Here is a 25,952-nt window from a genome sequence, read left to right as displayed (position 1 = left end):
TTGGTCACGTACGCGGCCTACAGGTCGGCCCAGCGCGCCATCTCCGCTGTCGACGACGCCGAGGCCCGCCGCGCCGACTAGTCGCCCGGCGCGGGTTCGCCCGGCCCGGTCCGCTGGGCGCTCGGCAGCAGCAGTTCGCGCAGGTCCTCTTCGACCTCGGGGGCGGCGACGAAGAGCAACTCGTCGCCGCCTTCGAGCGGCTCGTCGGCCTCGGGCACGATCACGCGCGGACCGCGCAGGATGGTGACCAGGGCGGCGTCCCGCGGCAACTGCAGCTTGCGCACCGGCCTGCCGCCCCACACGGTGTCGTCGGGCAAGGTGATCTCGACCAGATTGGCCTGACCTCGGCGGAACTCCATGAGCCGCACCAGATCGCCGACGGCGACAGCCTCCTCGATCAACGACGCCAGCATGCGAGGTGTGGACACCGCGACGTCCACCCCCCAGGCGTCGGTGAACAGCCATTCGTTGCGCGGATCGTTGACGCGGGCCACGACGCGAGGGACCGCGAACTCGGTCTTGGCCAGGAGGCTGAGCACGACGTTGGCCTTGTCGTCGCCGGTCGCCGCGACCACCACGTCGAAAGCCTCGAGGTGCACCGACTCCAGCAGGCTCAGTTCGCAGGCGTCGCCCAGGCGCCAGTTGGCGGCCGGGATGGCGTCCACGTCGACGTGATCGGGATTGCGCTCGATCAGGGTCACTTCGTGGTCGTTGCCGATCAGCTCGCGGGTGACCGAGCGACCGACCGCGCCTGCCCCGGCGACAGCCACCTTCATCTGAGCCACCCCGGAGCCCCGGCCGCGCCGCGCCTCATTGACCCGCGCCTGACTCGAGGTCCTCACTGGGCGGCAGGGCGCCGATGGCCACCGCCTCGGCGGCGCGCCCGGAGATGGCGGCGATATAAATCTGATCGCCGGCCTGGATGACCGTTTTCGGTTCCGGCAGCACTCCCGCCCCGAAGCGAATCAGAAACGCCACGCGGGAACCGGTGGCCTGCTCGAGATCGGTCACCCGGTGGCCCATCCACTCCTCGTGCAGGACGACCTCAGCGACGGTGACCGTACCGGTGGGGTCGCGCCACTTGGTGATCTCGGTGTCGCGCAGCAGCGCGTTGAGCAGGCGATCGGTCGTCCACGGCACCGTGGCGATCGTGGGAATCCCGAGGCGTTCGTAGACCTCGGCCCGCTTGGCGTCGTAGATGCGGGCGACAACGCGCTGCACGCCGAACGTCTCCCGCGCCAGCCGAGCCGAGATGATGTTGGAGTTGTCGCCGGACGACACCGCGGCGAATGCCTCTGCCTCTTCGATGCCGGCCCGCAGCAGGACATCGCGGTCGAAACCCTGTCCGAGCACCCGCTCCCCGCCGAACTCCGGGCTGAGCCGGTTGAATGCGGTGCTGTCGCGGTCGATGACCGCGACGTCGTGACCGATCCGGGACAGCCCGTCGGCCACCGACGAACCCACCCGGCCGCACCCCATCACCACCACCCGCACCTGAGGTCCTCTCGGCTGGTCCTACTGGTGTTCACCTATCGGCAACCTTGTTCGGCCAGCCGATTTGGCTCATGAACATTCTCGCCTGCAGAACGCTACCGGCAGGCCTGGGTGGGCTTACTCTTGGCTCTCGTGTCCAAACTTTCCACCGCCGCTCGCCGGTTGCTGATCGGGCGACCATTTCGCAGCGACAGGCTGACTCACACACTTCTGCCCAAGCGCATCGCCCTGCCGGTATTCGCCTCCGATGCGCTGTCCTCGGTGGCTTACGCGCCGGAGGAAATCTTCCTGATGCTCTCGGTGGCCGGTGTGGCGGCCTACTCGCTGACGCCGTTGATCGGGTTGGCGGTGGTCGCGGTCATGTTGGTCGTGGTGGCCAGCTACCGGCAGAACGTGCATGCCTACCCTTCCGGCGGCGGAGACTTCGAGGTGGTCACCACCAACCTGGGTGACAACGCCGGCCTGACGGTGGCCAGTGCCCTGATGGTGGATTATGTTCTCACCGTTGCCGTTTCGACGGCTTCGGCGATGTCTAACATCGGCTCGGCCATCCCGGTCGTGGCGGAACACAAGGTGTGGTTCTGCGTGGCCGCCATCCTGCTGGTGATGGGGCTGAACCTGCGCGGGATCCGCGAGTCGGGGGTGGCGTTCGCCGTCCCGACTTACGCGTTCATCGTCGGGGTCGTCATCATGATCGGCTGGGGACTGTTCAGGATCTACGTGCTGGGCGATCCTCTGCGTGCCGAATCCGCCGCTTTTCAGATGCACGCCGAGAACGGACCGGTCCTCGGCTTCGCGTTCGCCTTCCTGGTGGCGCGCTCGTTCTCCTCGGGCTGTGCGGCGCTGACCGGTGTCGAGGCGATCAGCAATGGGGTGCCGGCGTTTCAGAAGCCCAAGTCGCGCAACGCGGCGACGACCTTGCTGATGCTGGGTGGGATCGCGGTCACGCTGCTGATGGGCATCATCGTGTTGGCCCAGAAGATCGGGGTTCAGCTCGTCGACGATCCCGCGACCCAGCTGACGGGCACCCCGCCGGATTACTACCAGAAGACCCTCGTCACGCAGCTGGCGGAGACGGTGTTCGGCAGCTTCCACATCGGGTTCCTGCTGATCGCCACGGTGACCGCGCTGATTCTGGTGCTGGCGGCCAACACCGCGTTCAACGGGTTCCCGGTGCTGGGTTCCGTGCTGGCGCAACACAGCTACCTGCCGCGCCAATTGCACACGCGCGGAGACCGATTGGCGTACTCCAACGGCATCCTCTTCTTGTCGGCGGCGGCACTGCTGGCGATCCTCGCGTTCCGGGCTGAGGTCACCGCACTGATCCAGCTGTACATCGTGGGGGTGTTCATCTCGTTCACGCTCAGCCAGATCGGCATGGTCCGGCACTGGACCCGGCTGCTGCGTGCCGAGACCGACCCGCGGGTGCGGCGCACGATGATGCGCTCGCGGGTGGTCAACACCGTCGGGCTGCTGTCCACGGGCACGGTCCTGTTCATCGTGTTGATCACGAAGTTCCTCGCCGGGGCGTGGATCGCGATCGTCGCCATGAGCGCACTGTTCGCGGTGATGAAACTGATCCGTAAGCACTACAACACCGTCAACCGGGAATTGGCGCAGGCGGCGGAACAGGAGAAGGACATCGTCCTGCCCAGCCGCAACCACGCCGTGGTGCTGGTGTCGAAGCTGCACCTGCCGACGCGGCGGGCCATGGCCTACGCCCGGGCAACCCGGCCCGACGTGTTGGAGGCCGTGACCGTCAGCGTCGACGACGCGGAAACGCGGGAGCTGGTGCACCAGTGGGAGGACAGCGACATCAGCGTGCCGCTCAAGGTCATCGCCTCCCCGTATCGCGAGATCACCCGTCCGGTGCTGGATTACGTCAAGCGCGCCAGCAACGAGTCGCCGCGCACCGTGGTGACGGTGTTCATCCCCGAATACGTGGTGGGCCACTGGTGGGAGCAGGTGCTGCACAACCAGAGCGCGCTTCGGCTCAAGGGCCGATTGTTGTTCATGCCCGGAGTGATGGTGACCTCGGTTCCCTGGCAGCTGACGTCGTCGGAGCGTCTGCAGGCGCTGCAGCCGCAATCCGCGCCCGGCGATGCCCGCCGCGGAATCTTCGATTGAGCACGACACCGCGGCCCGAACCGTCTCGAGCGGAGACACCGGTGCCGCCGTCGGCCCGGGCCGAGCTGACGGTGGTCACCAGCGCCCCCGCCAACGGCGGCAGCTGCGTGGCGCACCACGAGGGCAGGGTGGTGTTCGTCCGGTATGCGCTGCCCGGCGAGCGGGTGCGGGTACGGGTCACCACGGACCGCGGATCGTATTGGCACGCCGAGGTTGTCGAGGTGATCGAGCCGTCAAAGGATCGCACCGACTCGCTGTGCCCGATCGCCGGGGTGGGCGGCGCAGGGTGTTGCGATCTGGCGTTCGCCGCCCCGGAGGCGGCCCGGGTGCTCAAGGCCCGCGTCGTGGCCAACCAGTTGCAACGGCTCGGCGGTTTCGACTGGAGCGGCGCGGACGCGGGGGCCGAGCAGCTGTCGGCGTCGGACCCGACCGGGTGGCGTACCCGGGTCCGGCTGGCGGTGGGCCCGGACCGCCGCCCCGGTTTTCACCGCTACCACAGCGACACCTTGGTGACCGACCTGCGCTGCGCGCAGTTGTCCGAGGGGATGCTGGACGGGCTGGCCGAGAGCCTGTCCGCGAACCTCTCCAGAGCCGACCTGCCGCCGGCCGCACAGCTGCACGTGGCCGTCGACGACGACGGTGCCCGCCACGTGGTGCGCACGGTGCGGCAGGCAGGCCGGACCGCCACCAAGGTGGTGGAGGGCGGCTACGAGGCGGTGCAGCGGGTGGGCGGTCGCAGTTGGCGGGTGCCCGTGACGGCTTTCTGGCAGTCTCACCGCGACGCGGCGCAGGTCTACACGACCCTGATCGCCGAGTGGGCGCAGCCGGGTGCGGGCGCGGTGGCCTGGGACCTTTACGGCGGTGCGGGTGTTTTCGCCGCCGCGCTGGCCGACGCGGTGGGGCGGTCCGGGCGGGTGTTGACGGTCGACACGTCGCGCGCGTCGACCCGCGCGGCCCGGGCGGCGCTGGCCGACCTGCCGCAGGTGGACGTCGTCACCGATTCGGTGCGGCGCGCGCTCACGTCGCAGCGCTCCGGGGCCGACGTGGCCGTGCTGGATCCGCCGCGGGCCGGGGCCGGGCGTGAGGTCATCGACATCCTGGCCGCCGCCGAGGTACCGCGGGTGGTGCATATCGGTTGTGAGGCAGCGTCTTTTGCGCGCGATATCGGCCTGTACCGCGGGCGGGGGTACCACGTGGAGAAGATCAAGGTGTTCGACGCGTTCCCGCTCACCCATCACACCGAATGCGTGGCACTGCTGACTCGCGCGTCAAAGCGCCACTAGGGCCGACGAGAGACCGGCACGCGCAACGGCTCTGCGGGTCACGCCTGTCCAGAGCGGCTACACTGCAGCGCGGTGTGCCGGGAAGTCTGGTCGGCGACGTCTTTGTCGGCCGACTGAAAGGCTCAGGTGTTCACCATCCCAGGACGGTCCGCGGCCGTCGAGCCGGGTCGATTGCCCATGCGGTGCTGCCCGAGCCATGTCCGATTTGCGCCATCGTGAACGAGACCCTGCGTTTCGCGCTGATGGTCCTGTTCGCCAGCGCCGTCGGCTTGGTTGCGGTGCTGGCGAACCGGCTGACCGAGCGGGTCAAAATTCCGGTACCCCTGCTCATGCTGGTCGGAACGGCGGTGGCGGTGCACACCGTGCCCGCGTTGGCGCGTCCGTCGGAGGGGGTCGTCGAGCGGGTCATCACCGTCGCGTTGGTGCTGGTGTTGTTCGACGGCGGAATGCACATCGGTCCCGCCCGATTCCGGGCCGCATTCGCTCCCATCCTGTCGGTCGGCGTCCTGGGTACTGCCCTCACCGCCGCCGGCGCCGCGCTGATGCTGCACTACGCGTGCGGAGTCGGCTGGTTCCCCGCGTTGCTCGTCGCGACCGCGGTGGCGCCCACCGATCCGGCCGTGGTCTTCTCCGTCCTGGGCAAACGCGAGATCAGGGGGCGCAGCAGCACCATCCTGGAGGGCGAATCCGGTGCCAACGATCCGGTAGGCATCGCGTTGATGACGAGTCTGATCGCGGCCGGTGGCCTCAGCGCGGCCGGGTTCGCCGGCGTGGGGGCTCAATTCGCCCTGCAAATGGCGATCGGCCTGGCCGTGGGGGTTCTCGGCGGCCGCGCGCTGCTTGCCTTCATGCGCCGCGTGGCACTGCCCAGTGAAGGTCTGTACCCGTTACGGACGCTGGCTTCCAGCCTGATGCTGTACGGGATCGCCACGCTTGCGCACGGCTCGGGATTTCTGGCCGTGTTCGTCGCCGGCATCGTGATCGGCGACGCTCGCGCGCCCTACAAGCCCGAGATCAAGCGCTTCCACGCCGCCCTGGCAGGTCTCGCCGAAATCGTCGCGTTCGTCGTGCTGGGGCTGACCGTCGACCTCAACGTTCTCACCCATCCCGACGTGTGGATCCCCGGGCTCGCTCTCGGAGTGGCTCTGACGGTGCTGATTCGTCCGCTGGCGGTGAGCTCCTGCCTGGCGGGCGTGGAACTTGCGCGAAACGAACGCGTCTTCGTCCTGTTCGCCGGCCTCAAAGGGGCGGTGCCGATCCTGCTCGGCGAGTTTCTGCGCGCCGCGCACGTCCCCGACGCGGAACGCCTGTACGGCATCGTGATCGTCGTCGTGATCTTCTCGGTTCTGGTGCAAGGCAGCTCGGTGCCCGGCGTCGCGAGGCTGTTGCAGCTGCCGATGCGCACGGTCGAGACCCAGCCGTGGGAGATAGGTGTCCGGCTCGCGGACGAACCGGAGGGGGTCCATCGCTTCAGCGTCGCCAAGGGATCTGCCGCCGAGGGGTGCACCGTCGAGGGGCTCAGCGACCGGGTCGGTGACATCTGGGTGAGCATCGTGGTCCGCACCACCGGTCTGGTGCCGGTGCGGGGCGACACCCAACTTCAGGCCGGCGACGAGGTCGTGATGCTGGCAGATCCCGAATTTCACGGGATGCTGGCCGAACTCTTCGGCCCCCCTTAGGCCGGCTACCTCTCGCCGCTTCTCTGCTGTTGGCGCGGTCGCTGCGTAGACTGACCGGATGCTGGAACAGATCCGTGGGCCCGCCGATCTGCAGCACCTTTCCCAACAGCAGCTACGCGATCTTGCCGCCGAGATTCGCGAGTTCCTGATCCACAAGGTCGCTGCCACCGGGGGACACCTGGGACCCAACCTGGGCGTCGTCGAACTGACGTTGGCGCTGCACCGCGTCTTCGATTCGCCCCACGACCCGATCATCTTCGACACCGGTCATCAGGCCTATGTCCACAAGATGCTGACGGGGCGCGGCCACGGCTTCGGGACCCTGCGCAAAAAGGGCGGGTTGTCGGGGTATCCGTCGCGCGCGGAGAGTGAGCACGACTGGGTGGAGTCCAGCCACGCCAGTGCGGCACTGTCGTATGCCGACGGGTTGGCCAAGGCGTTCGAGCTGAGCGGTCACCGCAACCGCCACGTGGTCGCGGTGGTCGGCGACGGCGCGCTGACCGGCGGCATGTGCTGGGAGGCGCTGAACAACATCGCCGCATCCCGCCGCCCGGTGATCATCGTCGTCAACGACAACGGTCGCAGCTATGCGCCGACCATCGGCGGCGTCGCCGACCATCTGGCCATGCTGCGCCTGCAGCCCGCCTACGAGCAGGCGCTGGAGAAGGGGCGCGAGGCGTTGCGGGCGATGCCGCTCGTCGGCAAGGTCGCCTACCGGTTCATGCACAGCGTGAAAGCGGGCATCAAGGATTCGCTGTCCCCGCAGCTGCTGTTCACCGACCTGGGGCTCAAATACGTGGGCCCCGTCGACGGCCACGACGAACGCGCGGTGGAGGTCGCGCTGCGCCATGCCCGTGATTTCGGGCGCCCGGTGATCGTGCACGCGGTCACCCGCAAGGGGATGGGCTACGCGCCGGCCGAGGACGACGAAGCCGAGCAGATGCATTCCTGCGGGGTGATCGACCCGGTCACCGGCCGGGCCACCAAGGTTGCGGGCCCCGGGTGGACGGCGACCTTCTCCGACGCGCTGATCGCCCTCGGAAGGCAGCGTCGCGACATCGTGGCCATCACCGCGGCGATGCCCGGCCCCACCGGACTGACGGCGTTCGGTCAGCAGTTCCCGGACCGCCTGTACGACGTCGGCATCGCCGAGCAACACGCGATGACGTCGGCGGCCGGTCTGGCCATGGGCGGGATGCATCCCGTGGTGGCCATCTACTCGACGTTCCTGAACCGGGCGTTCGACCAGATCATGATGGATGTGGCGCTGCACAAGCTGCCCGTCACCATGGTCCTCGACCGGGCCGGGATCACCGGTTCGGACGGCCCCAGCCACAACGGCATGTGGGACATGTCGGTCTTGGGTATCGTGCCGGGCATGCGGGTGGCCGCTCCGCGTGACGCGACGCGCCTGCGCGAGGAACTCGGCGAGGCGCTCGACGTCCACGACGGGCCGACCGCCATCCGCTTTCCCAAAGGGGATGTGGGCGAAGATATTCCGGCCCTGGAGCGCCAAGGGTCGGGGGTCTCGGCCGTCGATGTGCTCGCGGTGCCGGCCGGCGGGGTCAACCATGACGTCCTGCTGGTGGGAGTCGGGGCGTTCGCCGCGATGGCGATCGCGGTGGCCAGGCGGCTGCACAATCAGGGGATCGGCGTGACCGTGATCGACCCGCGTTGGGTGCTGCCGGTGTCCGACGGTGTCCTGCAACTGGCGGGCCGGCACAAGCTGGTGGTCACGCTCGAGGACAACGGGGTCAACGGCGGCGTGGGTGCGGCGGTGTCCGCTGCGCTGCGCCGACGGGAGATCGACGTGGCGTGCCGCGACGTCGGGCTACCGCAGGAATTCTTCGAGCACGCCTCGCGCGGTGAGCTCTTGGCCGACCTGGGGCTGACCGATCAGGATGTGGCCCGGCGGATCACCGGTTGGGTCGCAGCCCTGGGCAGCGGGGTCGCCGAAGCGGAGATCCGCGAGCACCTGGACTAGTCCGGTTCTTCGGCACCGCGGTCGGTGTCGGCCTGCTGCACCGCACGCGCAAGCACGGCGACCACCAGCTCGCGCTGCCAGGTTCGCGCCTGCCCGTTGCGCAGGAACTCGTCGACGTCCGCGTCGGCCGTCCCCTCTCGGGGGGCCTCCCAGTCCCAGCACAGCCGTCGCACCAGGTCGGGCGAGACGAGGTTCTCGGTCGGGACGCCCACCCGCCGTGACACCTCCGCCAGCGCGGCCCGGGCCGCCTCCAGCCGTGCCGCCGCCTCGGGTTTGCGCCTGCTCCACCGCGACGCGGGTGGCGGCCCGTTCGGCGACTCGGCGTCCGGCGGCGGATGCCGGTTCTCGCGAGCCGCCTGCAGCGCCGCCAACCACACCGCGGCGCTGCGCCGTTGGTTGCGCCCGCCGAAGACCGGCAGCGCGACGAGTTCCTCGACGCTCGTCGGGTTGGCGACCGCGGCGTCGATGATGGCCGAATCCGGCAGGACCCGGTGCGGCGCGACATCGCGGCGCGCCGCGATGCGGTCGCGGGCCGACCACAGCTCGCGTACCGCGGCCAGGGCCCGCCGGTCACGCACCCGGTGGATGCCCGATGTCCGTCGCCACCGGTCCCGCCGGGTGGCCGGGGCCACGTCCATCAGTCCAGCATTGCGCAGGTGATCGAATTCCTGTGTGGCCCAATCGGATTTGCCTTGCTCGGCCAGAACCTGCGAGATCGCCTCGCGCAGTTCGATGAGTAGTTCGACGTCCAGGGCCGCGTAGTTGAGCCACTCGGCGGGCAGTGGTCGCTTGGACCAGTCGGCCGCGCCGTGACCCTTGGCCAGCCCGTAACCCAGCAGCCGTTGGACCATGGCGGCCAGATTCACCCGTTCGAAGCCGGCCAGCCGCCCGGCCAGCTCGGTGTCGTAGAGCTTGGGGGGTCGCATGCCGACCTCGGCCAGGCACGGCAGGTCCTGGTCGGCTGAGTGCAGGATCCATTCGTCGGTGCCGAGCACCTCGACCACCGGCCGCAGCGCCTGCAGCGGGTCGGCGCCATGGCTGACCGGGTCGATGAGCACGGTCCCGGCGCCGGCCCGCCGGATCTGGATCAAATAGGCCCGGTTCGAGTAGCGAAAACCCGAAGCACGCTCGGCGTCCACCGCGAACGGGCCGTGGCCGCGGCCCAGCAGTTCGGCGGCCGCCCCGATCTCGCGGACACTGACCGACAGCTCGGGCAGCCCGGCTGCCGGGTGCAACAGGGGGGCGGGGGCGGGTTCGGTGTTGTCGGGCGCGTTGCTGCCGGTTTCTGCCGCTGCGGCGTTACCGGGCCTGGTGGCCGACGGTTCGAACATGTCAGGCGCGTGAGCGCGAGCTCAGGTCGGTGACCCCGGCCGGCGGCAGGCCCGCGGCGTGCTCGAGCACCTCGCAGAACGCCTCGACGTGGACGCCCAGGTCGGGGGTGGTCGCGGTCCACGATGCCCGAAGCTCGAGCTGGTTGGCGCGGGGCGGCCCGGAGATGTCGCCGTAGCGCACCGAGGTGGTGGCCGTGACGGTGCCGCCCAGCGCGGTGACGTGCTGCAGGCGCGACTCCAGCGCGTCGTTGAGCCAGCTCCACGCCACCTCGGGGAGCATGGGGTCCACGGCCTCGCTGGCGTCCAGGTCGGCCTGGATGTAGGCGACCAGGCGCAACGTACCTTCCCAGGCGTCGGCGCCGTCGGGGTCGTACAACAGGATCAGCCGGCCGAACGCGTCACCCTCGGAGCGCTCCGGGACGATCTCGAGGTCGGGGTGTTTCACCTCGGCGCCCAGTGCGTAGCTGTAAGGTGCCAGCCGCTGCGGCGGCCGGATGGGGCCCAGTTCGATCTCCGGCCGCACGCTGACGGTGTTCATCGCCGCGACTGCCTCGCGGAACGGGGCCGGTTCAGCCGAGCTCACTGGCGCCATTCCTCCTCATCGCTGACGCTCTGCGTCGTCGTCGGCGCGTCTCACAACGTTCGACGGTAGACCCCCGGCCCGACACGCCGCGGCAGCCACGCCGAACGGCGCGCCGTCGCGACCGAGCCGTGATGTTGGCCCGCCGGTCGCGAGGGAGGAGGCGTCGGAGGAGGTATCGGCGCTGCTCAGGTGGTGGTGCCGGTGAAGTTCGCGGGGCGTTTCTCGCGGTGCGCGGCCAGGCCTTCGGCCACGTCGGGACCGCTGAAGCTGAGGAATTCCAGGCCGACGGACGTCTCGAAGGTCGGGCCGAACATGCGGTACCAGTGGTTGAGGCTGTGCTTGGTGAAGCGGATCGCGGTCTGGGCGCCCTGCGCGAGGTTCTCGGCGATGCGGGTGGCCGTGGCGAGCACGTCGTCGTCGTCGACGCACTTCGAGACCAGCCCGATGCGTTCGGCCTCCTCGCCGAGCAGCGTCTCGCAGGTGAGCAGGTAGTACTTGGCCTTGGCCATGCCGACCAGCAGCGGCCAGCAGATCGCGGCGTGGTCACCCGCGGCCACCCCGAGCTTGGTGTGCCCGTCGATCAGCTTGGCGGTGCGGCCCGCCACCGAGATGTCGGACAGCAGCGCCACCACCAGGCCCGCGCCGACGGCCGGCCCCCGGATCGCCGAGATCACCGGCTTGTCGCAGTTGATCATGTTGAACACCAGGTCGCGGGCCTCGCGCAGGATGCGCATCCGGCCCTCGTATTCGCCCATGGTCTCGGCGATCAGATCGAAGCTGCCGCCCGAGGAGAACGCCCTGCCCTCGCCGTGCACCAGAACCACTCGCACGTCGGGGTCGCGGTCGATCACCGGCCAGATGTCGGCGAGGTCGCGGTGCATCTGTGGCCCGACCGAGTTCAGCCCGGGCGCGTCGAGCACGATCCTCAGCACGCCGTTCTCGCCGGGTTCACAACGCAGGCTGGGGAATTCGTCGTAGTTGACCGGCGGAAGACTGACAGGCATCCGGGCTCCTGAACGTTGATCGACTCGTGCTGAGCGGTTGCGGTTCTTGATGCTACGCAACGGTCGTCCGCGGCCCCAGCGAGCACCACACGGGCGGTTTGCGCATTGATGTCGCCCGGAAGACCGCTGCGCACACCGCGGTGCCCGGTCGTGGCAGCATTGAGGCCGATGAACACGCGTCGCGACCTACCCGAGTCGCCCTATCTGGCCGCCGTGACCGGCCGCACAACAAGTCGGGCTCCGGTGTGGTTCATGCGGCAGGCCGGGCGTTCGCTGCCCGAATACCGCGCGTTGCGCGCCAACCACAACATGCTGGCCGCCTGCTTCGACGCCGAGTTGGTGTGCGAGATCACCCTGCAGCCGGTTCGCCGTCACGGCGTCGACGCGGCGATCCTGTTCTCCGACATCGTGGTGCCGCTGCTCGGCGCCGGTATCGACCTGGACATCGTCGCGGGTGTGGGGCCGGTCATTGCCGCGCCGGTGCGCACCACCGCCGACGTCGACGAGCTCAAACCGCTTGACCCGCAACGTATCCAGACGGTCTCCGACGCGGTGGGGTTGCTGGTGGCCGCACTCGGGGAGGTCCCGCTGATCGGGTTCGCCGGCGCGCCGTTCACCCTGGCGTCCTACCTGATCGAGGGCGGCCCGAGCCGCCACCACGCCCGCACCAAGGCGATGATGCTGGCCGAACCCGAGACCTGGCACGCGCTGTTGGGCAAGTTGGCCGACATCACCGTCGGTTTTCTGCGGGCCCAACTCGACGCCGGGGTGGACGCGATCCAGGTGTTCGATTCGTGGGCTGGGGCGCTGTCGCTGGCCGACTACCGCGCCTACGTGCAGCCGCACAGCGCGCGGGTGTTCGCCGAACTGGCCGGCTACGGCGTGCCGATGACCCACTTCGGGGTCGGCACGGCCGAGCTGCTGGGCGCGATGTCGGACTGCGGCGCCACGGTGGTGGGTGTGGACTGGCGCACCTCGCTGGCCGCTGCCGCCTCCCGCGTCGGCCCCGGGACGGCGCTGCAGGGCAACCTGGACCCGGTGGTCCTGCTGGCCGGCTGGCCGGCGGTGGAGCGCGCCGCACGCGCAGTGGTCTATGACGGACGCCGCGCCGTCGACGCGGGAGCGGCCGGCCACGTCTTCAATCTCGGCCACGGGGTGCTGCCGGAAACCGATCCGGGCGTGCTGACCGAGTTGGTGTCACTGGTCCACTCGCTATGAGATTCCGCTCGTATTGCGTTGTCGGGGGAGGGATTTCGGGCTTGACGGCGGCCTATCGGCTGCGCGCCGCCAATGCGGACGCCGACATCACGCTGTTCGAGCCCGGTGACCGGCTCGGCGGGATATTGCGCAGCGAACGTGTCGGGGGTCAGTCGATGGACGTCGGCGCCGAGGCGTTCGTGCTGCGCCGGCCCGAGATGCCCGCGCTGTTGGCCGAACTCGGCCTGTCCGGGCGCCAGCTGGCAACCACCGGCGCGCGGCCGTTGATCTACAGCGGGCAGAGGTTGCATCCGCTGCCGGCTGGCACCGTCGTCGGGATCCCGTCGTCGTCGGCGTCGATGGCCGGACTGGTCGACGAGGCCACCGTCGCGCGCATCGAGTCCGAGCCCGTCCGCCCGCTGGACTGGCGTCCTGGCGCCGACCCGGCGGTCGCCGACCTGGTGGGCGACCGCTTCGGCGATCAGGTGGTGGCCCGCTCGGTGGATCCGCTGCTCAGCGGGGTGTACGCGGGTTCGGCGGCGACGATCGGCCTGCGCGCGGCAGCCCCCGGCGTGGCGGCGGCCCTCGACCGCGGCGCCGCCTGCCTGACCGACGCGGTCCGGCAGGCGTTGCCTCCGGCCACCGGCGTGCCGGTGTTCGGGGCGATCGACGGCGGCTATCAGGTGCTGGTCGACGAGCTGGTCCGGCGCAGCGGGCTGCGCTGGGTCCGCGCTGCGGTGCGCCGGCTCGACCGTGCCGGGCCCGGCTGGGACCTGCGCGACGAAGCAGGTGCACGATGGCACGCCGACGCGGTCGTGCTTGCGGTTCCGCCGGTGCGGGCGGCACAACTGGTGGCCGGCGTCGCCCCGCGCACCGCCGCGGCCGCCGCCCGGATCACGAGTGCGTCGTCGGCCGTGCTGGCGCTCGCGGTGCCCGGAGACACGCCGTTTCCGCAGTGCTCCGGGGTGCTGGTGGCCAGCGGGGAGCGGTTGCGGGCCAAGGCGGTGACATTGTCTACCCGAAAATGGGGGCGCAAGGGGGGCGCCCGCGAGGACATCCAGCTGCTGCGTCTGTCGTTCGGGCGCTTCGGCGACGGGCTGGCCGAGTCCGCATCCGACGAGGAGCTGCTGGATTGGGCGATGGGCGACCTGTCCACCGTGTTCGGGCTGACCGTCGAGCCGGTCGACGCCCGCGTGCAGCGCTGGCTTGCCGCGATGCCGCAGTACGGGCCCGGCCACGCCGACCTGGTCGCCGAGGTCCGCTCGGGGCTGCCGCCGGGGCTCGCCGTGGCGGGCAGCTACCTGGACGGCATCGGCGTGCCGGCGTGCGTTGGCTCGGCGGGTCGCGCGGTGCAGGCTCTCGACGCGGAAGTGGCACGATAGGTCCCATGGCCAAGCTCGACTACGACGCGCTGAATGCGACGGTGCGCTACCTGATGTTCTCGGTGTTTTCCGTAAGCCCGGGCGCGCTCGGTGAGGACTCGAGGCACGAGGTCGTCGACGATACGGCGACGTTCCTGAAGGTGCAGGAGGAGCGCGGCGTCGTGGTGCGCGGCCTCTACGACGTGGCCGGCCTGCGGGCCGACGCCGACTTCATGATCTGGACCCACGCCGAGACCGTCGAGGCGCTGCAGGCCACGTACGCCGACTTCCGGCGCACCACCACACTGGGCCGGGCCTGCACGCCGGTGTGGAGCAGCGTGGCGCTGCATCGCCCGGCCGAGTTCAACAAGAGTCACATCCCGGCGTTTTTGGCCGGCGAGGAGCCCGGCGCCTACATCTGCGTGTATCCGTTCGTGCGGTCCTACGAGTGGTATCTGCTGCCCGACGAGGAGCGTCGCCGCATGCTCTCCGAGCACGGTATGGCCGCGCGGGAGTACAAGGATGTCCGCGCGAACACGGTGCCGGCGTTCGCGCTGGGGGACTACGAGTGGATCCTGGCGTTCGAAGCCCCCGAACTGCACCGCATCGTCGACCTGATGCGGGAGCTGCGCGCCACCGACGCCCGCCGGCACACCCGCGAGGAGACGCCGTTCTTCACGGGGCCGCGCGTGGCGGTCGATCAGTTGGTGAACGCCCTGCCCTGACGTGCACGCCTGACGTGCACGTGGGAGGCGTGCACGCCGAACGTGCACGTGGGAGGGGTGACGGCTGCTCCGTGTGCTCGGCGGCGAGTTCATCGACCGTTGCCCCGTCGACGAGCCGGTCCAGCGCGGCGACCATCGTGGCGCATTGGCGAGCGGGATGGTCGGTCGGGCAGTTCATCGCGTGGGTAAGGAACCTTTGCGCTGCTCGCGCATGTGCGATCACGTCGTCAAGTTCGGCGATCTGCGCGCGAACAGTCTGCCGCCACTGCGGGCCGGGAGCGTCGAGGACAGCCGCCGCAGTCTCGAGGGGGAGTCCGAGCTGGTGGGCGATCTTGACGAACGCCAGCCGACGCAGCTCCTCCGGTCCGTACATGCGTCGCCCGGCTCGCCTGACCGGCGGACACACCAGTCCGCGTTCGTCGTAGTACCGCAGCGCCGACGTACTGAGCCCCAGCTGACCCGCCGCCTGGCCGATCGGAATCAGATCCATCCCGTCATTTGACTTCAACCTCACCTGAACCTGCAAGCTGTCTGGAAGACCACATCGCAGAAGGACAGCCATGGACATCTCGCCGGCCGCCCCGGCCAACCATCATGCCGATCATCCTGGTTTTGCCGGGCCAAAGGGATTTTTCGCCGCGCTCACCATGCTGGTTGCGGGCCGTGCTCGCGCCCGGTTCGTGGTCGACCTGGCGTCGTTGTCGAGTTCCGACCAGGTTGTGGACATTGGTTGTGGCCCAGGCGATTCCGTCAGAGAAGCTGCCCGTCGCGGTGCAAGTGTCGTCGGCGTCGATCCCGCGAGGCTGATGCTCGGAATGGCCCGGCGTGTGACCCGCGACCGACCAGGTATCAGCTGGCTGCAGGGCAGCGCGGAAAACCTGCCGCTGCCGGACCGTTCTGCGACAGTTGTGTGGTCGGTTGCGACTGTGCACCACTGGGCGGATGTCGGCGCGGGACTCGCCGAGGTCCGACGAGTGCTGTCCCCGGGCGGGCGATTCTTCGCGATCGAGCGCCGCGTTCGCCCTGGTGCTACGGGGCTGGCCAGCCACGGATGGACTGACCAACAGGCCGGCTCGTTCGCCGCGTGTTGTCGTACGGCAGGATTCGACGATGTTCACACTGAAAAACTCAACCGTGGTCGACGTGCCGTCCAGGTGGTGAAAGCGATTCGCCGCTGAGAGTCGCGCCGCGATCAGTGTCGACATATCGGCGATGTCGCCCAGTGGAAAATGTCGCCCAGTGGAAAATGTCGTCCAGTGGAAATGAGGAGACGCATGAACCAACCAGCTTCGGCCGACCCCACCCGGTTCGAGGAGATGTACCGTGACGAGCGGCTGTCGAATGGGCTACCGGCGGCCACACCGTGGGACATCGGCGGCCCGCAGCCAGTGGTCCAGCGGCTCGTCGCCCTGGGCGCGGTCAAGGGTGAGGTGCTGGACCCCGGCACCGGGCCGGGTCACCATGCCATCTACTACGCGGCCAAGGGCTACACGGCTACCGGTATCGACGGCTCGGCGGCTGCCCTGGAGCGGGCCCGGGAGAACGCGCGCAATGCCGGGGTGTCGGTGAACTTCGAACTGGCCGACGCCACGCGGCTGGACGGGCTGAAGGGCCGCTTCGACACCGTCGTGGACTGCGCCTTCTACCACACGTTCAGCACCGATCCCGAGCTGCAGAAGTCCTACGTGCGGTCGTTGCACCGCGCCACCAGGCCGGGCGCGCGGCTGTACATGTTCGAGTTCGGCGCGCATGACGTCAACGGCTTCACCATGATGCGATCGCTGTCCGAGGACGACTTTCGTGACGTGCTGCCCTCGGGCGGCTGGGAGATCACCTACCTGGGCCCGACCACCTACCTGGTCAACATGAGCGTCGAGACCATCGAGATGATGGCCGCGCGCAATCCCGACATGGCCGAGCAGGCCCGGGCCCTGCTCGAGCGGTTCCGGTCGATGGAACCGTGGCTGGTCGGGGGCAGGGTGCACGCCCCGTTCTGGGAGGTTCACGCCACCCGCGTGGACTAGGGCCGCCGGGGCCGCCGGATCCACCGCGTCCGCCGCGTCCGCCGCGTCCGCCGCGTCCGCCGCGTCCGCCGCGACACATAAACGTCTGCGAGGACACGCCGAAAAGCGTCGCAGTGGTTGATGTCTGGCGGATCCGGGCCGGGTGCGCTGACGTCTTTCATCATGTGGACGAGGCATTCAGGGGCAGCGAGGCTGTGCGGCAGGGCAGGCTGAGCCCGTATCAACTGCGCACCGGGTTCCGGGCGATCCATCCCGACGTTTTCGTTGCCACGGGTGCCGCGCCGTCGCTGCGGACGCGCTCGACGGCGGCATGGTTGTGGTCGCGCCGCCGCGGCGTCCTGGCCGGCCTTGCCGCGGCGGCATTGCACGGATCGGACTGGATCGACGAAGACGAGCCCGTCGAGCTGATATGGCGTAACCAGCACGCTCCGGTCGGCGTGGTCACCCGTAATCACCGGGTCGGGCCGGATGAGGTGACCCGGGTCGCGGGTCTACCGGTGACCACTCTCGCCCGGACGGCGTTCGACTTGGGTAGGCGATTGCCCATCGGCGAGGCCGTGGCGCGGCTCGATGCCCTGATGCGCGCGACCCCGTTTCGCGTCGAGGAGGTGTTGTCGCTGTGCGAGCGATACCGGGGCGCGCGGGGTCTGCGGCGGTTAGGGAGCGCGCAGTAATTAGCTGGGTTCCGTGGGGCGTGTCGCGGTGTGGTCGGCCGTGAGTGTGTAGTTCCAGTCGCCGTGGAACTCGTGACGGTGCAGTTGGGTGGCTTCGAGGGCGGCGATTTGCTTGTCGGTGATCTTGATACCACGCTCGTAGGTGGTGGTGTCGAGCACCGCGTTCACGGTCAGTCCGGTGGATGTGGTTGTTGCCCTGAGAGTTTCGATGACTACCTCGTGGGATTCCAGGGGGCGTCCGCGCCAGTTGCGGCTGATCGCGGAGAACAGCCGGTGTTCGATCTTGTTCCATTTGGAGGTGCCCGGCGGTAGGTGGCAGACGGTGATGTCGAGTCCGGTCTCGGCGGCGAAGGCGGCGAGTTCGGTTTTCCACAGCCGTAGCCGGGATCCGTTGGAGCCACCGGAGTCGGCGGTGATCAGCAGCTTGTCCGATCCGGGATAGCTGGCAGCGCCCATCGTGGTCCACCAGCGGCGGATCGATTCCACGGCGAACTGGCCGGTGTCGGCGTCGGTGCCGACGTTGACCCAGCCGGTATTGGCGCCGATGTCGTAGACCCCGTAGGGAGCCACCTTGCCCAGCTGCTTGTCGGCGAAGTCGTGCACCTGCACCGTGCGCGGTGCCCCGGCGGGCTCCCATTCACGGCCAGCAGCTTTGTAGTTGCCGACGAGTTCCTTCTTCTTGGTGTCCACGCTGATCACCGGATACCCGCCGGCCTGGAATCGTTCGACTTGCGTGTTGAGATAGCCGAACTGGGCATCCCGATCCAGATGCTGGGCGCCTTCAATGGTTTTCGAGTTCGCCTGCAGGCTGTAACCAGCCTGTTTGAGCAGCTTGGCCACCGTCCGCGCGGACACTCGATGCCCCCTGGCGATCAGCTCGGCGGCCAGCTTGCCCGTCGATTTGGTCGTCCACCGCAACGGCGATTCCGGATCGCCCCGCGAGACCGGATCCACCAGCGCATCGAGCGCGGCGACCAGATCGGGATCGGTCACCGCCACTGGCGGGCGACCCGCACCCGGCCGGCGCACCCGCCCCGGAATCGGTTCGTCGTAATCCAACTCGCGCACACCTGCCGCCACGGTATCCGGATGCACCCCAGCGGCCGCCGCGACCAGCTTGATCCCGCCCCGACCCAGCACCTTGGCCTCCGCGCCGAGCAACAACCGCCACGCCCGCTCATCCAGATGCGGGCGGATCAACGACAAACGGGCGGCGACCGGATCGGAGTCCACAGCAGGCAGCGTCATACCACAAGTGTGAACAAACCAAACAGAAAAACCTAATCAATTACTGCGCGAGTCCTTACGCTCGGCGCTTCCGCTCGTCGATGCGGGTGCCGCCTCGCCGAAAGAAACGTGGCTGCGGCTCTTGCTGAGCGATGCCGGATTGCCCGCTCCGCGGACACAGATACCGGTGAGCGAGAACTGGCGAACGGTTGGCCTGCTGGATATGGGTTGGGAGAAATACAAAGTGGCCGCCGAGTATGACGGTGACCAGCACCGCACCGACCGACGCCAGTACGCCCGAGACCAGTGGCGGATACGCAAGCTGGAAGCGCTTGGCTGGATCGTCATTCGGGTGATCGCCGAAGACAAGCCAGAGGATGTCGTGCGACGGGTGCGCGACGCCCTCATCCGCCGGCGGTACTGCGAAACATAAGCTGTTGCGATGCGCTTCGGCGTGTCGTCGCAACTGGTTATGTGTCGCGGGCGCGATCGCGATCGGGCGCTAACCGCCCGTCGGGACCAGGCGCAGCGAGATGGAGTTGATGCAGTAGCGCTGGTCGGTGGGCGTCGGGTAGCCCTCACCGGTGAACACGTGACCCAGATGGCTGTGGCAGTTGGCGCACAGCACCTCCGTGCGTGTCATCCCCAGCGAGGTGTCCGAACGCAAGATCACCGCATCGGAGCTCGACGGGTCGAAGAATGACGGCCAGCCGCAGTGCGACGCGAATTTCTCCGTGCTGCGGAACAATTCGGCACCGCAGGCCCGGCATTCGTAGACACCCTCGGTGGTGGTGTCGGTGTATTCGCCCGTGAACGGCCGCTCGGTGCCCGCGCGGCGAAGCACCTCGAACTCCGCAGGGTTGAGTTTTTGACGCCACTCCGCGTCGCTCAGTTGCACCTTCGGGTTCATGCCTCCACGCTAGCGCCGTCGCGCTCGGCCGTCAGCCATGCCGGGTCGATCCCGTCGTCCAGCCGGTTCTCGGCCTTGGCGTCCAGGTAGCGGAAGTACAGCACGGTGAACGCCACGATCAGCAGCAGCGACCAGCCGTAAGTGATCTTGAGGTAGTGCAGCGCACGTCCGTACCTCATCCACTTGTAGATCAGCCAGTCGTCCAGGGTCATGAAGCCGTAGATGCCCAGCCAGGCCGGCCAGTTGCGGATCAGCGAGTTGGGCAGCACCACGGTCATCAGGAACGGGAACAGCATCATCGAGTAGTAGCCCTGGGCCAGCGACAGCACCAGCCACGACCACAACAGCAGCACCCCCGTCGAGCTCGCGAGCCACAACAGCGGGTCGCGGGTGCGGTAGTAGCGGCACAGCAGCCACAGTGCGCCGATCGCCAGCAGGGTGAACAGAACCCGCATGGACACGATCAGCCACGTGGGCAGGCCGAAGTACACGCCGTTGCCCTCGATTGAGCTGTTGAAGTAGTCCCGGGTGCCCAGGATGTAGGGCATCGTGCGGGTGACGAAGTCCATCGGGTCGCTCACCAACGGCCAGGCGGCGACGTTGATGACAATCGGAATGACGAAGGCCGGCACCAGCGCCCGCCACTGCCGATTCAGCAGCGGCAACAACAGCAGCGGCCCGAGCAGCGGCTTGAGCGTCAGCGTCAGACCGATCGCGGCACCGGCCCACCATTGACGATTGACTTTTCCTGGTTGGGAGCCGTCCAGCAGCCACCGCAGGAACAGCACCTCAGCGAGCAGGACGCAGCCGTTGATGTTGGTGAACACCAGCGTGCTGGTCACCGTCTCGGTGCAGAACATGGCCAGCAGCAGGGCGGGTGCGGCCACCGAGGACAACGTGAACTTGAACATCCGCAACAGCAAATACCAGGCGATCAGGATCGCCACGGTGTTGATCAGGATGAACAGATAGCGCGACGGCGTGAGGGGCAGATATCCGAACGGCGCCATCAGAAGCGTGCCGCCGGGCGGGTACAGGTAGTGCGGGTCGACGTAGTCGAAGTGCTCGTTGTAGATGTCCCAGCCGTGCCGGAAGTTCAGTACCGCCCGGTACACCGGTTTGAAGTCGTCGGTGATGTTGCCGTTGAGGGAAAGCGGGATACTGCGGTGCAGCACCGACAGGATGGCCACCGGCCACAATGCCGACCGCAGTATCGTCGCGGCGCCGGGTGGGCCGGTGCGGGGACGAAATGAAGCCAGTATCCGATCACCCACTCCGGTTCTGGTCGAGTCAGCTGCCGTCACGAGCGAACCGTACACCGGGGCGAAGCGGGCCGGGGCAAGCGACTCAGGCAGGACAGTAGACGTCGGTTCCCGGTAGCTTGCCGTCGTTGAGGTAGCCGATGAGCGGCGCCACCGCGCACGACGAATAGATGCTCGCGCCGTGCCCGATGCCCTGCCACATCACCCGCTTGCTGGCGGCGTTGGCGTTGATGATGATGGCCGCCGTCGCGGCGACACCTCCGGTGCCGACGATCGGGTCTTTCTGCACGCCGGCCAGCAGCACGTCGACCTTCAGGTCTTTCGGTGGCGCCGGCGGCGAGATCGTGGGCCAGTGCACGCACTTGACCAAGTTGAGCGCGGCGACCGTGCCGAACTGCGGATAGAGCTTGCCCCACGCCACGACGAGTTCACGAACCCGGTCGGGGGTGGGGCGGTTGACGGCGTCGCTGCAGGAGTTGACGAACTGGCCGTCGCTGTCCTGGGTGGTGTCGGCGTGGTTGATCAGTGTGTTCAGCGGGTTGACGTCGCCGGACCGCGCGCTCGCCAGCGCGTCGGCCAGACTCGAGACGGTCTCGGTGTCCCCGCCGGACGGGTAGCCCAGGGCGACCGCGATGGCGTTGGCCACCTGCGCCAGCGAGGCTCCGCCGGGACCCCGGCCGGCGCGGGCGTCGGCCAGCAGCGCGCTGACGGCACCCTTCGGGTCGGGAGTCAGCGCGCAGTTGAGCGCTACGCACCGGTCGGCGAATGCGTCGAGCGCGGCCTGCTGGCCCTTGACCTGCTGCTCGGCGACCCCCTCGGCACCGGCCCCCAAGGCGATCGGGGAGTCCAGGATCAGCCGGGCGACCTTGTCCGGCCGCGACGACGCGTAGGTGAGCGCCACCTGGGCGCCGTTGCCGACTCCCACGAGCGCGACCGCGGGCACGTCCCACAGGGTGCGTAGCCGCTCGAGGTCCGAGGCGGCGTGCACGTCGTCGTAGGCGGAGGCGCCCGGGGCGATGGCGTCGGTGCAGTTGGTGGTGGCGGTATTGGAGATCTCGGACAGGTTGGCGACGGGGTCGTCGCCAACCTGGAACTGCGCCTGGTTGCGCATCGCGTCACGGTCGGCCTGGTCGCGGCAGTCGATCGGGGTGGACATGCCCATGCCGCGCCGGTCGACGGCCACGATCGGGTGGGTTTTCAGGACGTCGGCACCCGCCCGCGACAGCCAGACCGGCAGCTGCGCCGAGGACGGCAGGTCGGTGCCGGTGGTGAAAACCAGGGGACCCGCGTCGCGCGGGGTGCGATCCGATCGGGCGCGGACCGCCCCGATGGTCAGCGTTCCCGACCCGCCGTTGATGGGGTCCAGGTCGGTGTCGTAGGTGGCGCAGTCCAGCCGGACACCGGCGGGGGTGGGCAGAGCCGCGTCGGTGAACACCCGCGACGTGCAGTCGCGCCAGGAGAGGTCGTTCTTGGGTGCGGCGATCGGCGGCGGTCCGCTGGGCGGCGGCTTGGTCGGGGCCGCTCCTTGGGGCCCGGCGCCGGAATTGGTCGCAAAGCGCGGGTCGGCGGGCAGGCCCGGGACGCAGCCGGCCAGCACCGTGCTCACCGCGAGCAGGGCCGCAACGGACGTGAGGGGCCGACGCATGACGACCACCCTAGCCAGGTTCGCACATAGCGGGGGTACAGGTAGCCGGCAGCGCCGGTCGGGGCGACGCCGTGACGGCGCTATTTTTGACCGGCGGGCACGCCCTCGGCCGCCGGGAAGCCGCGCTGCGGCTGGTGGCGCCGACCGTCAGGATCAGCGAGTCCGGCGAACCATGACGTAGTCGTCCTCTTGGCGGGCACCCACCTGAAACGTCCGGGATCCGGCCACCCGGAAGCCACTCTTGGCGTAAAAGCGTTGTGCGCGTTCGTTGTTCTGGTTTACTCCCAGCCACACGCAGCGGGCGCCCCAGCGTTCGGCGGTGTCCAGCGCTCGTGTCATCAGCGCTGCAGCCGCCCCGGTCCCGTGATACTCGGCCAGCACGTACATCTTCGACAGCTCGGCGGCCGGACGGATGTCGACGGCCTGCTGGACGCCGGCGTCATCGCTCACGCCGCGAACGAGCATGGCGTAGCCGATGATCCGGTCGTCCTGGCGTGCGGTGAGCACCGCCCGCAGCGGATCGGCCAGGTACGTGGCGAATCGCCCGGCGGACAGGTTCGTGCCGATGAACGCGGCGACGCTGTCGGCCGGCACGGACGGGGGGCATGCCAACGAAAAGGTCCGCGCGGCGACGGCAGCCAGTTCGCCGACGGACTCCGCCGCCGCCGGGGACACGACTGGGGTCAGAGATTCCATTGCGCGAGATGGTAACCCGTCTTCTTGTCGAGCAGGACGACCGTGGAAACCGGGTCGCGGTAGGCGTCCCAATACACCTCGCCGCGCACGATCGCCCCGTTGGGAGCGTTGACCAGAACGTTGTCCAGCGCGTCGGGCGCGTCGGAGGTGCGCGGCACGTAGGCGTCGGCGTTCGGGGTCACTCCGTCGAAGGCGAAGTCGGTCGCCAGGATGAACGGGTTGGGCACCCGAATCGCGTGCACGGTCACGTCGGCGCGCTCGACCGTACTGCCCGGGAAGCCCTTGTAGGTGCCACTGCGCGTGTAGCCGAATCCCGGCGGCGGGCCGCAGGGGCCGACGCTGCTGACGGTGACGTCGGCGACATAGCTGCCGTTGTCCACCCGCAGGGTGTCGCCGAGGCGGCCGATCGGGGCGTCGCCGGCCAGGGCGCGCGGTGCGGCAACGCCGGCGCCAGCAGCGCCCGCAGCGGCGAGGAGCACGGTCGACAAGACGATCAGCCAGCTGCGCATCATGGCATGATCCCATACCTGTGCTGCGCTGAGGATAGGTCGATCCGGCCGGATCAACCGTCTTGGGCCGGGCCGCCGGCGAGCGCTTCCAGAGCGTCGATGAGGTCGGCCTCGACGCGGTCTTTGTCGGCGCCGCAGCGGTGCAGGGGGCCGTCCCCGCCTTCGAGTTCGAGCAGCGCCAGCAGCAGGTGCTCGGTGCCGATGTAAGTGTGGCCGAGCCGCAGCGCCTCGCGGAACGTCAGCTCGAGGGCCTTGCGGGCGGGGCCGCTGAACGGGATCAGCTCCGGCGACGTGGCCTGCACGCGGTCGTCCGACGGTGCCGGGGTCATGGCCGCGCGCAACGTGTCGGTGTCGACGTGCTGGCGGTGCAGCAGCATCGTCGCGAGTGCGTCCGGATCACCGAGCAGGCCGGCGAGAAGGTGGCCGGGGGTGATCTCGGCGGCGCCTGCGCCGTGGGCGTCGTTCTGCGCGGCGACGACGGCGCTGCGGGCCCGCGGCGTGAAGCGCCCGAAGCCTTGTCGGGGGTCTAGTGTCGCGGCCTCGGGGCGCGGGACGAACCGCTTCTGCGCGGCCTGTTTGGTGACGCCCATGCTCTTGCCGATGTCAGTCCAGGAGGCTCCACAGCGGCGGGCCCGGTCGACGAAATGCCCGATCAAGTGGTCGGCCACCTCGCTGAGGTGCTCCGCGGCCATGACCGCGTCGACGAGCTGAGCCAGCACGTCGGGATGCGCCCGTTCGATGGTGGTGATCAGGCCGTCGAGACGGACGTTGGAGGTCGACGGGGTGCCGCTCATGCGTCAACTTTAGGTTGACGCATGAGCGGCTGTCAACCTTTTGTTGACGGCTTGTGGCCGCTTTGAGACGATTGCCGCGGTATGAGATTTTCCGCGGCGCTGGTCGGCTTTGCCGTCATGCTCGGCATGGCGGTACCCGCGCACGCCGACGGCGCCGATGACCAATTCCTCGCGACGCTGCAGGCGGCCGGCCTGACCTATGCGGATCCGGGCCGGGTGATCGCGGCCGGAAAGGAGGTCTGCACCATGGCCGGCCGCGGCACGCAGTTGGCCGACATCGTCAGAAGTGTCCAGAAACTCAATCCCAAGCTCGCGGCCGACAACGCCGCGCGGTTCACTGCGATCGCGGCCGATGTCTACTGCCCGGACGCGCTGAGCACCGGGCCCGCGCCCCCGAACGGGGACTAGCGTGCGCGCCGCCTGTGATCGCCTTTTCACATTCCCGATGCCCGCCGGTGGCTTCGGAAAGTTCACCTGCCGTTTCGCTGCGGACAACCTCGGTCCGCCACGGTGTGCGCGAGAATGACGGGTCATGAAATTTCTCCTGCCGCTCACGTGTGTAGCCGCCGCGATCGGCATTGCAGCACCGGCACACGCCGACGTCAACAACGACCAGGACTTCCTGACCCAGCTGCGCAACGCCGACATCACCTACAAGGACCCCGACCTGGCCATCGGCGCGGCCAAATCGGTGTGTTCCCTGCTCGACGAGGGGAAGTCGGCCGCCGAGATCGTGACAGAGCTGCGCAACCGCAATCCGGAGTTCCAGGGCGCCGGTGCCGCGAAGTTCACCACCCTGTCGGCCGCCCACTACTGCCCGAAATACCTCACCGGCAGCGGGGGGCCGAAACCGGCGGACGAGGCCGGTAATCCGATCGCCCCGGGCACCGTCGGCAACTGACAGGCCAGTGCCGCGGCGTCAGGTCGCGTGGGCCTCGATGATGCTGAACCGCGACGCGGTTTCCACCACGCGGGTCATCTCGAAACCGGCGTCCTCGAGCAGGCGGCGGTACTCCTCGGCCGTGCGTTCCCGTCCGTTGTTGATCACCAGCATCTCCATATCGACCAATTTGACGACGGGTGCGCTGTTGTCGTCGGGGACGACCGCCTCGACCAGCAGGAGCGTCGCCCCGGCGCCGGCCGCCGATCGCACGTTGCGCAGGATCTGCACGCACGGGCCGTCGTCCCAGTCATGGATGATGTGCTTGAGGACGTAGGCGTCGCCGGCGGCCGGGACGCCGTCGAAAAATGAGCCTTCCTCAAGCCGAACCCGCTCTGCCACACCGAGTTCCCGCAGCAGCGGCGTCGCCCCGGCGACGACGTCGGGCAGGTCGTAGAGCACGCCCTGCGCCTCGGGTGCCGAATCCAGGATCGCGGCCAGCAGGCGGCCGTGCCCGCCGGCGACGTCGACGACGGTGCGGAAGGCCGAGAAGTCGTAGGCCT

The 25,952-nt window shown here is 68.9% G+C and carries 23 protein-coding genes and 4 pseudogenes; 13 read left to right on the top strand and 14 right to left on the bottom strand.

Going from position 1 to position 25,952, the window contains the following annotated elements; translation table 11 throughout:
- Nucleotides 1-77: 77 nt before the first annotated feature.
- Both AC2VOK_RS13995 and AC2VOK_RS13990 read right to left on the bottom strand, forming a co-directional pair.
- Complete coding sequence (locus tag AC2VOK_RS13995; RefSeq protein WP_428901018.1) at nt 78-776, bottom strand: potassium channel family protein; 699 nt, start codon at nt 774-776, stop codon at nt 78-80.
- 34 nt (nt 777-810) lie between these two features.
- Nucleotides 811-1,494 (bottom strand): potassium channel family protein, encoded by a 684-nt coding sequence (locus AC2VOK_RS13990; RefSeq protein ID WP_428901017.1) that lies wholly within the window; start codon nt 1,492-1,494, stop codon nt 811-813.
- 132 nt (nt 1,495-1,626) lie between these two features.
- Between AC2VOK_RS13990 and AC2VOK_RS13985 the strand changes: the two genes are divergently transcribed.
- The 4 genes from AC2VOK_RS13985 to dxs all read left to right on the top strand — a co-directional run bounded on the left by AC2VOK_RS13985 (nt 1,627) and on the right by dxs (nt 8,567).
- Complete coding sequence (locus tag AC2VOK_RS13985) at nt 1,627-3,621, top strand: APC family permease (RefSeq protein ID WP_428901016.1); 1,995 nt, start codon at nt 1,627-1,629, stop codon at nt 3,619-3,621.
- A 41-nt stretch (nt 3,622-3,662) separates the two neighbouring features.
- A complete protein-coding gene (locus tag AC2VOK_RS13980) occupies nt 3,663-4,904 on the top strand; it encodes a class I SAM-dependent RNA methyltransferase (protein WP_428901021.1) in 1,242 nt (413 codons plus the stop codon).
- Nucleotides 4,905-5,119: 215 nt separating this feature from the next.
- Nucleotides 5,120-6,583 (top strand): cation:proton antiporter domain-containing protein, encoded by a 1,464-nt coding sequence (locus AC2VOK_RS13975; protein ID WP_428901015.1) that lies wholly within the window; start codon nt 5,120-5,122, stop codon nt 6,581-6,583.
- 58 nt (nt 6,584-6,641) lie between these two features.
- Nucleotides 6,642-8,567: a 1-deoxy-D-xylulose-5-phosphate synthase gene (dxs, locus tag AC2VOK_RS13970; protein WP_428901014.1), complete on the top strand. Its 1,926-nt coding sequence runs from the start codon at nt 6,642-6,644 to the stop codon at nt 8,565-8,567.
- On the opposite strand, the gene AC2VOK_RS13965 is transcribed toward dxs, so the two are convergent.
- The 3 genes and pseudogenes from AC2VOK_RS13965 to AC2VOK_RS13955 all read right to left on the bottom strand — a co-directional run bounded on the left by AC2VOK_RS13965 (nt 8,564) and on the right by AC2VOK_RS13955 (nt 11,485).
- Entirely contained in the window at nt 8,564-9,898 is a 1,335-nt protein-coding gene (locus tag AC2VOK_RS13965; RefSeq protein ID WP_428901013.1) for an HRDC domain-containing protein, read from the bottom strand. The two genes, dxs and AC2VOK_RS13965, sit on opposite strands and share 4 nt — an antisense overlap.
- 1 nt (nt 9,899) lies before the next feature.
- Nucleotides 9,900-10,535 (bottom strand): annotated as a pseudogene (locus AC2VOK_RS13960) (DUF3000 domain-containing protein).
- Nucleotides 10,536-10,666: 131 nt separating this feature from the next.
- A complete protein-coding gene (locus tag AC2VOK_RS13955; RefSeq protein WP_428901012.1) occupies nt 10,667-11,485 on the bottom strand; it encodes an enoyl-CoA hydratase/isomerase family protein in 819 nt (272 codons plus the stop codon).
- 168 nt (nt 11,486-11,653) lie between these two features.
- Between AC2VOK_RS13955 and hemE the strand changes: the two genes are divergently transcribed.
- Genes hemE through hemQ form a run of 3 tightly spaced genes read left to right on the top strand, consistent with a single transcriptional unit; the run spans nt 11,654 to nt 14,768 of the window.
- Entirely contained in the window at nt 11,654-12,703 is a 1,050-nt protein-coding gene (gene hemE / locus AC2VOK_RS13950) for a uroporphyrinogen decarboxylase (RefSeq protein WP_428901011.1), read from the top strand.
- Entirely contained in the window at nt 12,700-14,064 is a 1,365-nt protein-coding gene (locus tag AC2VOK_RS13945) for a protoporphyrinogen oxidase (protein WP_428901010.1), read from the top strand. Before hemE ends, AC2VOK_RS13945 begins: the two co-directional genes overlap by 4 nt.
- A gap of 5 nt (nt 14,065-14,069) precedes the next feature.
- Nucleotides 14,070-14,768 carry a hydrogen peroxide-dependent heme synthase gene (hemQ, locus tag AC2VOK_RS13940; protein ID WP_428901009.1) on the top strand — a complete coding sequence of 233 codons (699 nt, stop codon included), beginning with the start codon at nt 14,070-14,072 and terminating at the stop codon, nt 14,766-14,768.
- Here hemQ and AC2VOK_RS13935 read toward each other — a convergent pair.
- Nucleotides 14,719-15,258 carry a MerR family transcriptional regulator gene (locus AC2VOK_RS13935; protein ID WP_428901008.1) on the bottom strand — a complete coding sequence of 180 codons (540 nt, stop codon included), beginning with the start codon at nt 15,256-15,258 and terminating at the stop codon, nt 14,719-14,721. The genes hemQ and AC2VOK_RS13935 overlap by 50 nt on opposite strands.
- A gap of 70 nt (nt 15,259-15,328) precedes the next feature.
- Here AC2VOK_RS13935 and AC2VOK_RS13930 point away from each other — a divergent pair, with 70 nt between their 5' ends.
- From AC2VOK_RS13930 to AC2VOK_RS13920, 3 genes and pseudogenes are all read left to right on the top strand, one after another.
- On the top strand, nt 15,329-15,946 hold the full coding sequence (locus AC2VOK_RS13930) for a class I SAM-dependent methyltransferase (protein ID WP_428901007.1): 618 nt from the start codon (nt 15,329-15,331) through the stop codon (nt 15,944-15,946).
- Nucleotides 15,947-16,042: 96 nt separating this feature from the next.
- The gene (locus AC2VOK_RS13925; RefSeq protein WP_428901006.1) at nt 16,043-16,792 is read left to right on the top strand and encodes a class I SAM-dependent methyltransferase; all 750 of its coding nucleotides are present in this window, start codon (nt 16,043-16,045) and stop codon (nt 16,790-16,792) included.
- Between the two features lie 164 nt (nt 16,793-16,956).
- A pseudogene (locus AC2VOK_RS13920) lies at nt 16,957-17,460 on the top strand (hypothetical protein); the annotation flags it as partial.
- Between the two features lie 12 nt (nt 17,461-17,472).
- On the opposite strand, the pseudogene AC2VOK_RS13915 reads toward AC2VOK_RS13920, so the two are convergent.
- Nucleotides 17,473-18,714: pseudogene (locus AC2VOK_RS13915) on the bottom strand (ISAzo13 family transposase); the annotation flags it as partial.
- Nucleotides 18,715-18,769: 55 nt separating this feature from the next.
- On the opposite strand from AC2VOK_RS13915, the pseudogene AC2VOK_RS13910 reads away from it, so the two are divergent.
- Nucleotides 18,770-19,126: pseudogene (locus AC2VOK_RS13910) on the top strand (endonuclease domain-containing protein); the annotation flags it as partial.
- A 69-nt stretch (nt 19,127-19,195) separates the two neighbouring features.
- On the opposite strand, the gene msrB reads toward AC2VOK_RS13910, so the two are convergent.
- The 6 genes from msrB to AC2VOK_RS13880 form a co-directional block, all read right to left on the bottom strand.
- The gene (msrB, locus tag AC2VOK_RS13905; RefSeq protein WP_428901005.1) at nt 19,196-19,603 is read right to left on the bottom strand and encodes a peptide-methionine (R)-S-oxide reductase MsrB; all 408 of its coding nucleotides are present in this window, start codon (nt 19,601-19,603) and stop codon (nt 19,196-19,198) included.
- Entirely contained in the window at nt 19,600-20,922 is a 1,323-nt protein-coding gene (gene aftC / locus AC2VOK_RS13900) for an arabinofuranan 3-O-arabinosyltransferase (RefSeq protein ID WP_428901004.1), read from the bottom strand. The genes msrB and aftC overlap by 4 nt, the downstream gene beginning before the upstream one ends.
- A gap of 28 nt (nt 20,923-20,950) precedes the next feature.
- A complete protein-coding gene (locus AC2VOK_RS13895) occupies nt 20,951-22,528 on the bottom strand; it encodes an alpha/beta hydrolase (protein WP_428901020.1) in 1,578 nt (525 codons plus the stop codon).
- Between the two features lie 135 nt (nt 22,529-22,663).
- Nucleotides 22,664-23,206 (bottom strand): GNAT family N-acetyltransferase, encoded by a 543-nt coding sequence (locus AC2VOK_RS13890; protein WP_428901003.1) that lies wholly within the window; start codon nt 23,204-23,206, stop codon nt 22,664-22,666.
- Nucleotides 23,194-23,715, bottom strand: coding sequence for a hypothetical protein (locus tag AC2VOK_RS13885; protein ID WP_428901019.1), 522 nt, complete (start codon nt 23,713-23,715; stop codon nt 23,194-23,196). The genes AC2VOK_RS13890 and AC2VOK_RS13885 overlap by 13 nt, the downstream gene beginning before the upstream one ends.
- A gap of 53 nt (nt 23,716-23,768) precedes the next feature.
- Nucleotides 23,769-24,509 carry a Clp protease N-terminal domain-containing protein gene (locus AC2VOK_RS13880; RefSeq protein ID WP_428901002.1) on the bottom strand — a complete coding sequence of 247 codons (741 nt, stop codon included), beginning with the start codon at nt 24,507-24,509 and terminating at the stop codon, nt 23,769-23,771.
- 81 nt (nt 24,510-24,590) lie between these two features.
- Between AC2VOK_RS13880 and AC2VOK_RS13875 the strand changes: the two genes are divergently transcribed.
- Together AC2VOK_RS13875 and AC2VOK_RS13870 are read left to right on the top strand one after the other, a co-directional pair.
- Nucleotides 24,591-24,917: a DUF732 domain-containing protein gene (locus AC2VOK_RS13875; protein WP_428901001.1), complete on the top strand. Its 327-nt coding sequence runs from the start codon at nt 24,591-24,593 to the stop codon at nt 24,915-24,917.
- Nucleotides 24,918-25,041: 124 nt separating this feature from the next.
- Nucleotides 25,042-25,410 carry a DUF732 domain-containing protein gene (locus tag AC2VOK_RS13870; RefSeq protein WP_428901000.1) on the top strand — a complete coding sequence of 123 codons (369 nt, stop codon included), beginning with the start codon at nt 25,042-25,044 and terminating at the stop codon, nt 25,408-25,410.
- A gap of 18 nt (nt 25,411-25,428) precedes the next feature.
- On the opposite strand, the gene AC2VOK_RS13865 is transcribed toward AC2VOK_RS13870, so the two are convergent.
- On the bottom strand, nt 25,429-25,952 hold a 524-nt coding region (locus tag AC2VOK_RS13865), incomplete at its 5' end, for a methyltransferase (RefSeq protein WP_428900999.1).

The sequence above is a fragment of the Mycobacterium sp. TH-M116 genome (assembly GCF_057473685.1).
The sequence above is the reverse complement of the archived record's forward strand: the minus strand, read 5'-3'. Positions and strand labels throughout refer to the sequence as shown.

What these genes read in the sequence shown, in the direction of transcription:
- AC2VOK_RS13995 (WP_428901018.1), bottom strand. Translation starts at nt 776, where the DNA reads ATGAAGGTGGCTGTCGCCGGGGCAGGCGCGGTCGGTCGCTCGGTCACC.
- dxs (WP_428901014.1), top strand. Translation starts at nt 6,642, where the DNA reads ATGCTGGAACAGATCCGTGGGCCCGCCGATCTGCAGCACCTTTCCCAA.
- AC2VOK_RS13965 (WP_428901013.1), bottom strand. Translation starts at nt 9,898, where the DNA reads ATGTTCGAACCGTCGGCCACCAGGCCCGGTAACGCCGCAGCGGCAGAA.
- AC2VOK_RS13955 (WP_428901012.1), bottom strand. Translation starts at nt 11,485, where the DNA reads ATGCCTGTCAGTCTTCCGCCGGTCAACTACGACGAATTCCCCAGCCTG.
- hemE (WP_428901011.1), top strand. Translation starts at nt 11,654, where the DNA reads ATGAACACGCGTCGCGACCTACCCGAGTCGCCCTATCTGGCCGCCGTG.
- AC2VOK_RS13945 (WP_428901010.1), top strand. Translation starts at nt 12,700, where the DNA reads ATGAGATTCCGCTCGTATTGCGTTGTCGGGGGAGGGATTTCGGGCTTG.
- hemQ (WP_428901009.1), top strand. Translation starts at nt 14,070, where the DNA reads ATGGCCAAGCTCGACTACGACGCGCTGAATGCGACGGTGCGCTACCTG.
- AC2VOK_RS13935 (WP_428901008.1), bottom strand. Translation starts at nt 15,258, where the DNA reads ATGGATCTGATTCCGATCGGCCAGGCGGCGGGTCAGCTGGGGCTCAGT.
- AC2VOK_RS13930 (WP_428901007.1), top strand. Translation starts at nt 15,329, where the DNA reads ATGGACATCTCGCCGGCCGCCCCGGCCAACCATCATGCCGATCATCCT.
- AC2VOK_RS13925 (WP_428901006.1), top strand. Translation starts at nt 16,043, where the DNA reads ATGAACCAACCAGCTTCGGCCGACCCCACCCGGTTCGAGGAGATGTAC.
- msrB (WP_428901005.1), bottom strand. Translation starts at nt 19,603, where the DNA reads ATGAACCCGAAGGTGCAACTGAGCGACGCGGAGTGGCGTCAAAAACTC.
- AC2VOK_RS13890 (WP_428901003.1), bottom strand. Translation starts at nt 23,206, where the DNA reads ATGGAATCTCTGACCCCAGTCGTGTCCCCGGCGGCGGCGGAGTCCGTC.
- AC2VOK_RS13885 (WP_428901019.1), bottom strand. Translation starts at nt 23,715, where the DNA reads ATGCGCAGCTGGCTGATCGTCTTGTCGACCGTGCTCCTCGCCGCTGCG.
- AC2VOK_RS13880 (WP_428901002.1), bottom strand. Translation starts at nt 24,509, where the DNA reads ATGAGCGGCACCCCGTCGACCTCCAACGTCCGTCTCGACGGCCTGATC.
- AC2VOK_RS13875 (WP_428901001.1), top strand. Translation starts at nt 24,591, where the DNA reads ATGAGATTTTCCGCGGCGCTGGTCGGCTTTGCCGTCATGCTCGGCATG.
- AC2VOK_RS13870 (WP_428901000.1), top strand. Translation starts at nt 25,042, where the DNA reads ATGAAATTTCTCCTGCCGCTCACGTGTGTAGCCGCCGCGATCGGCATT.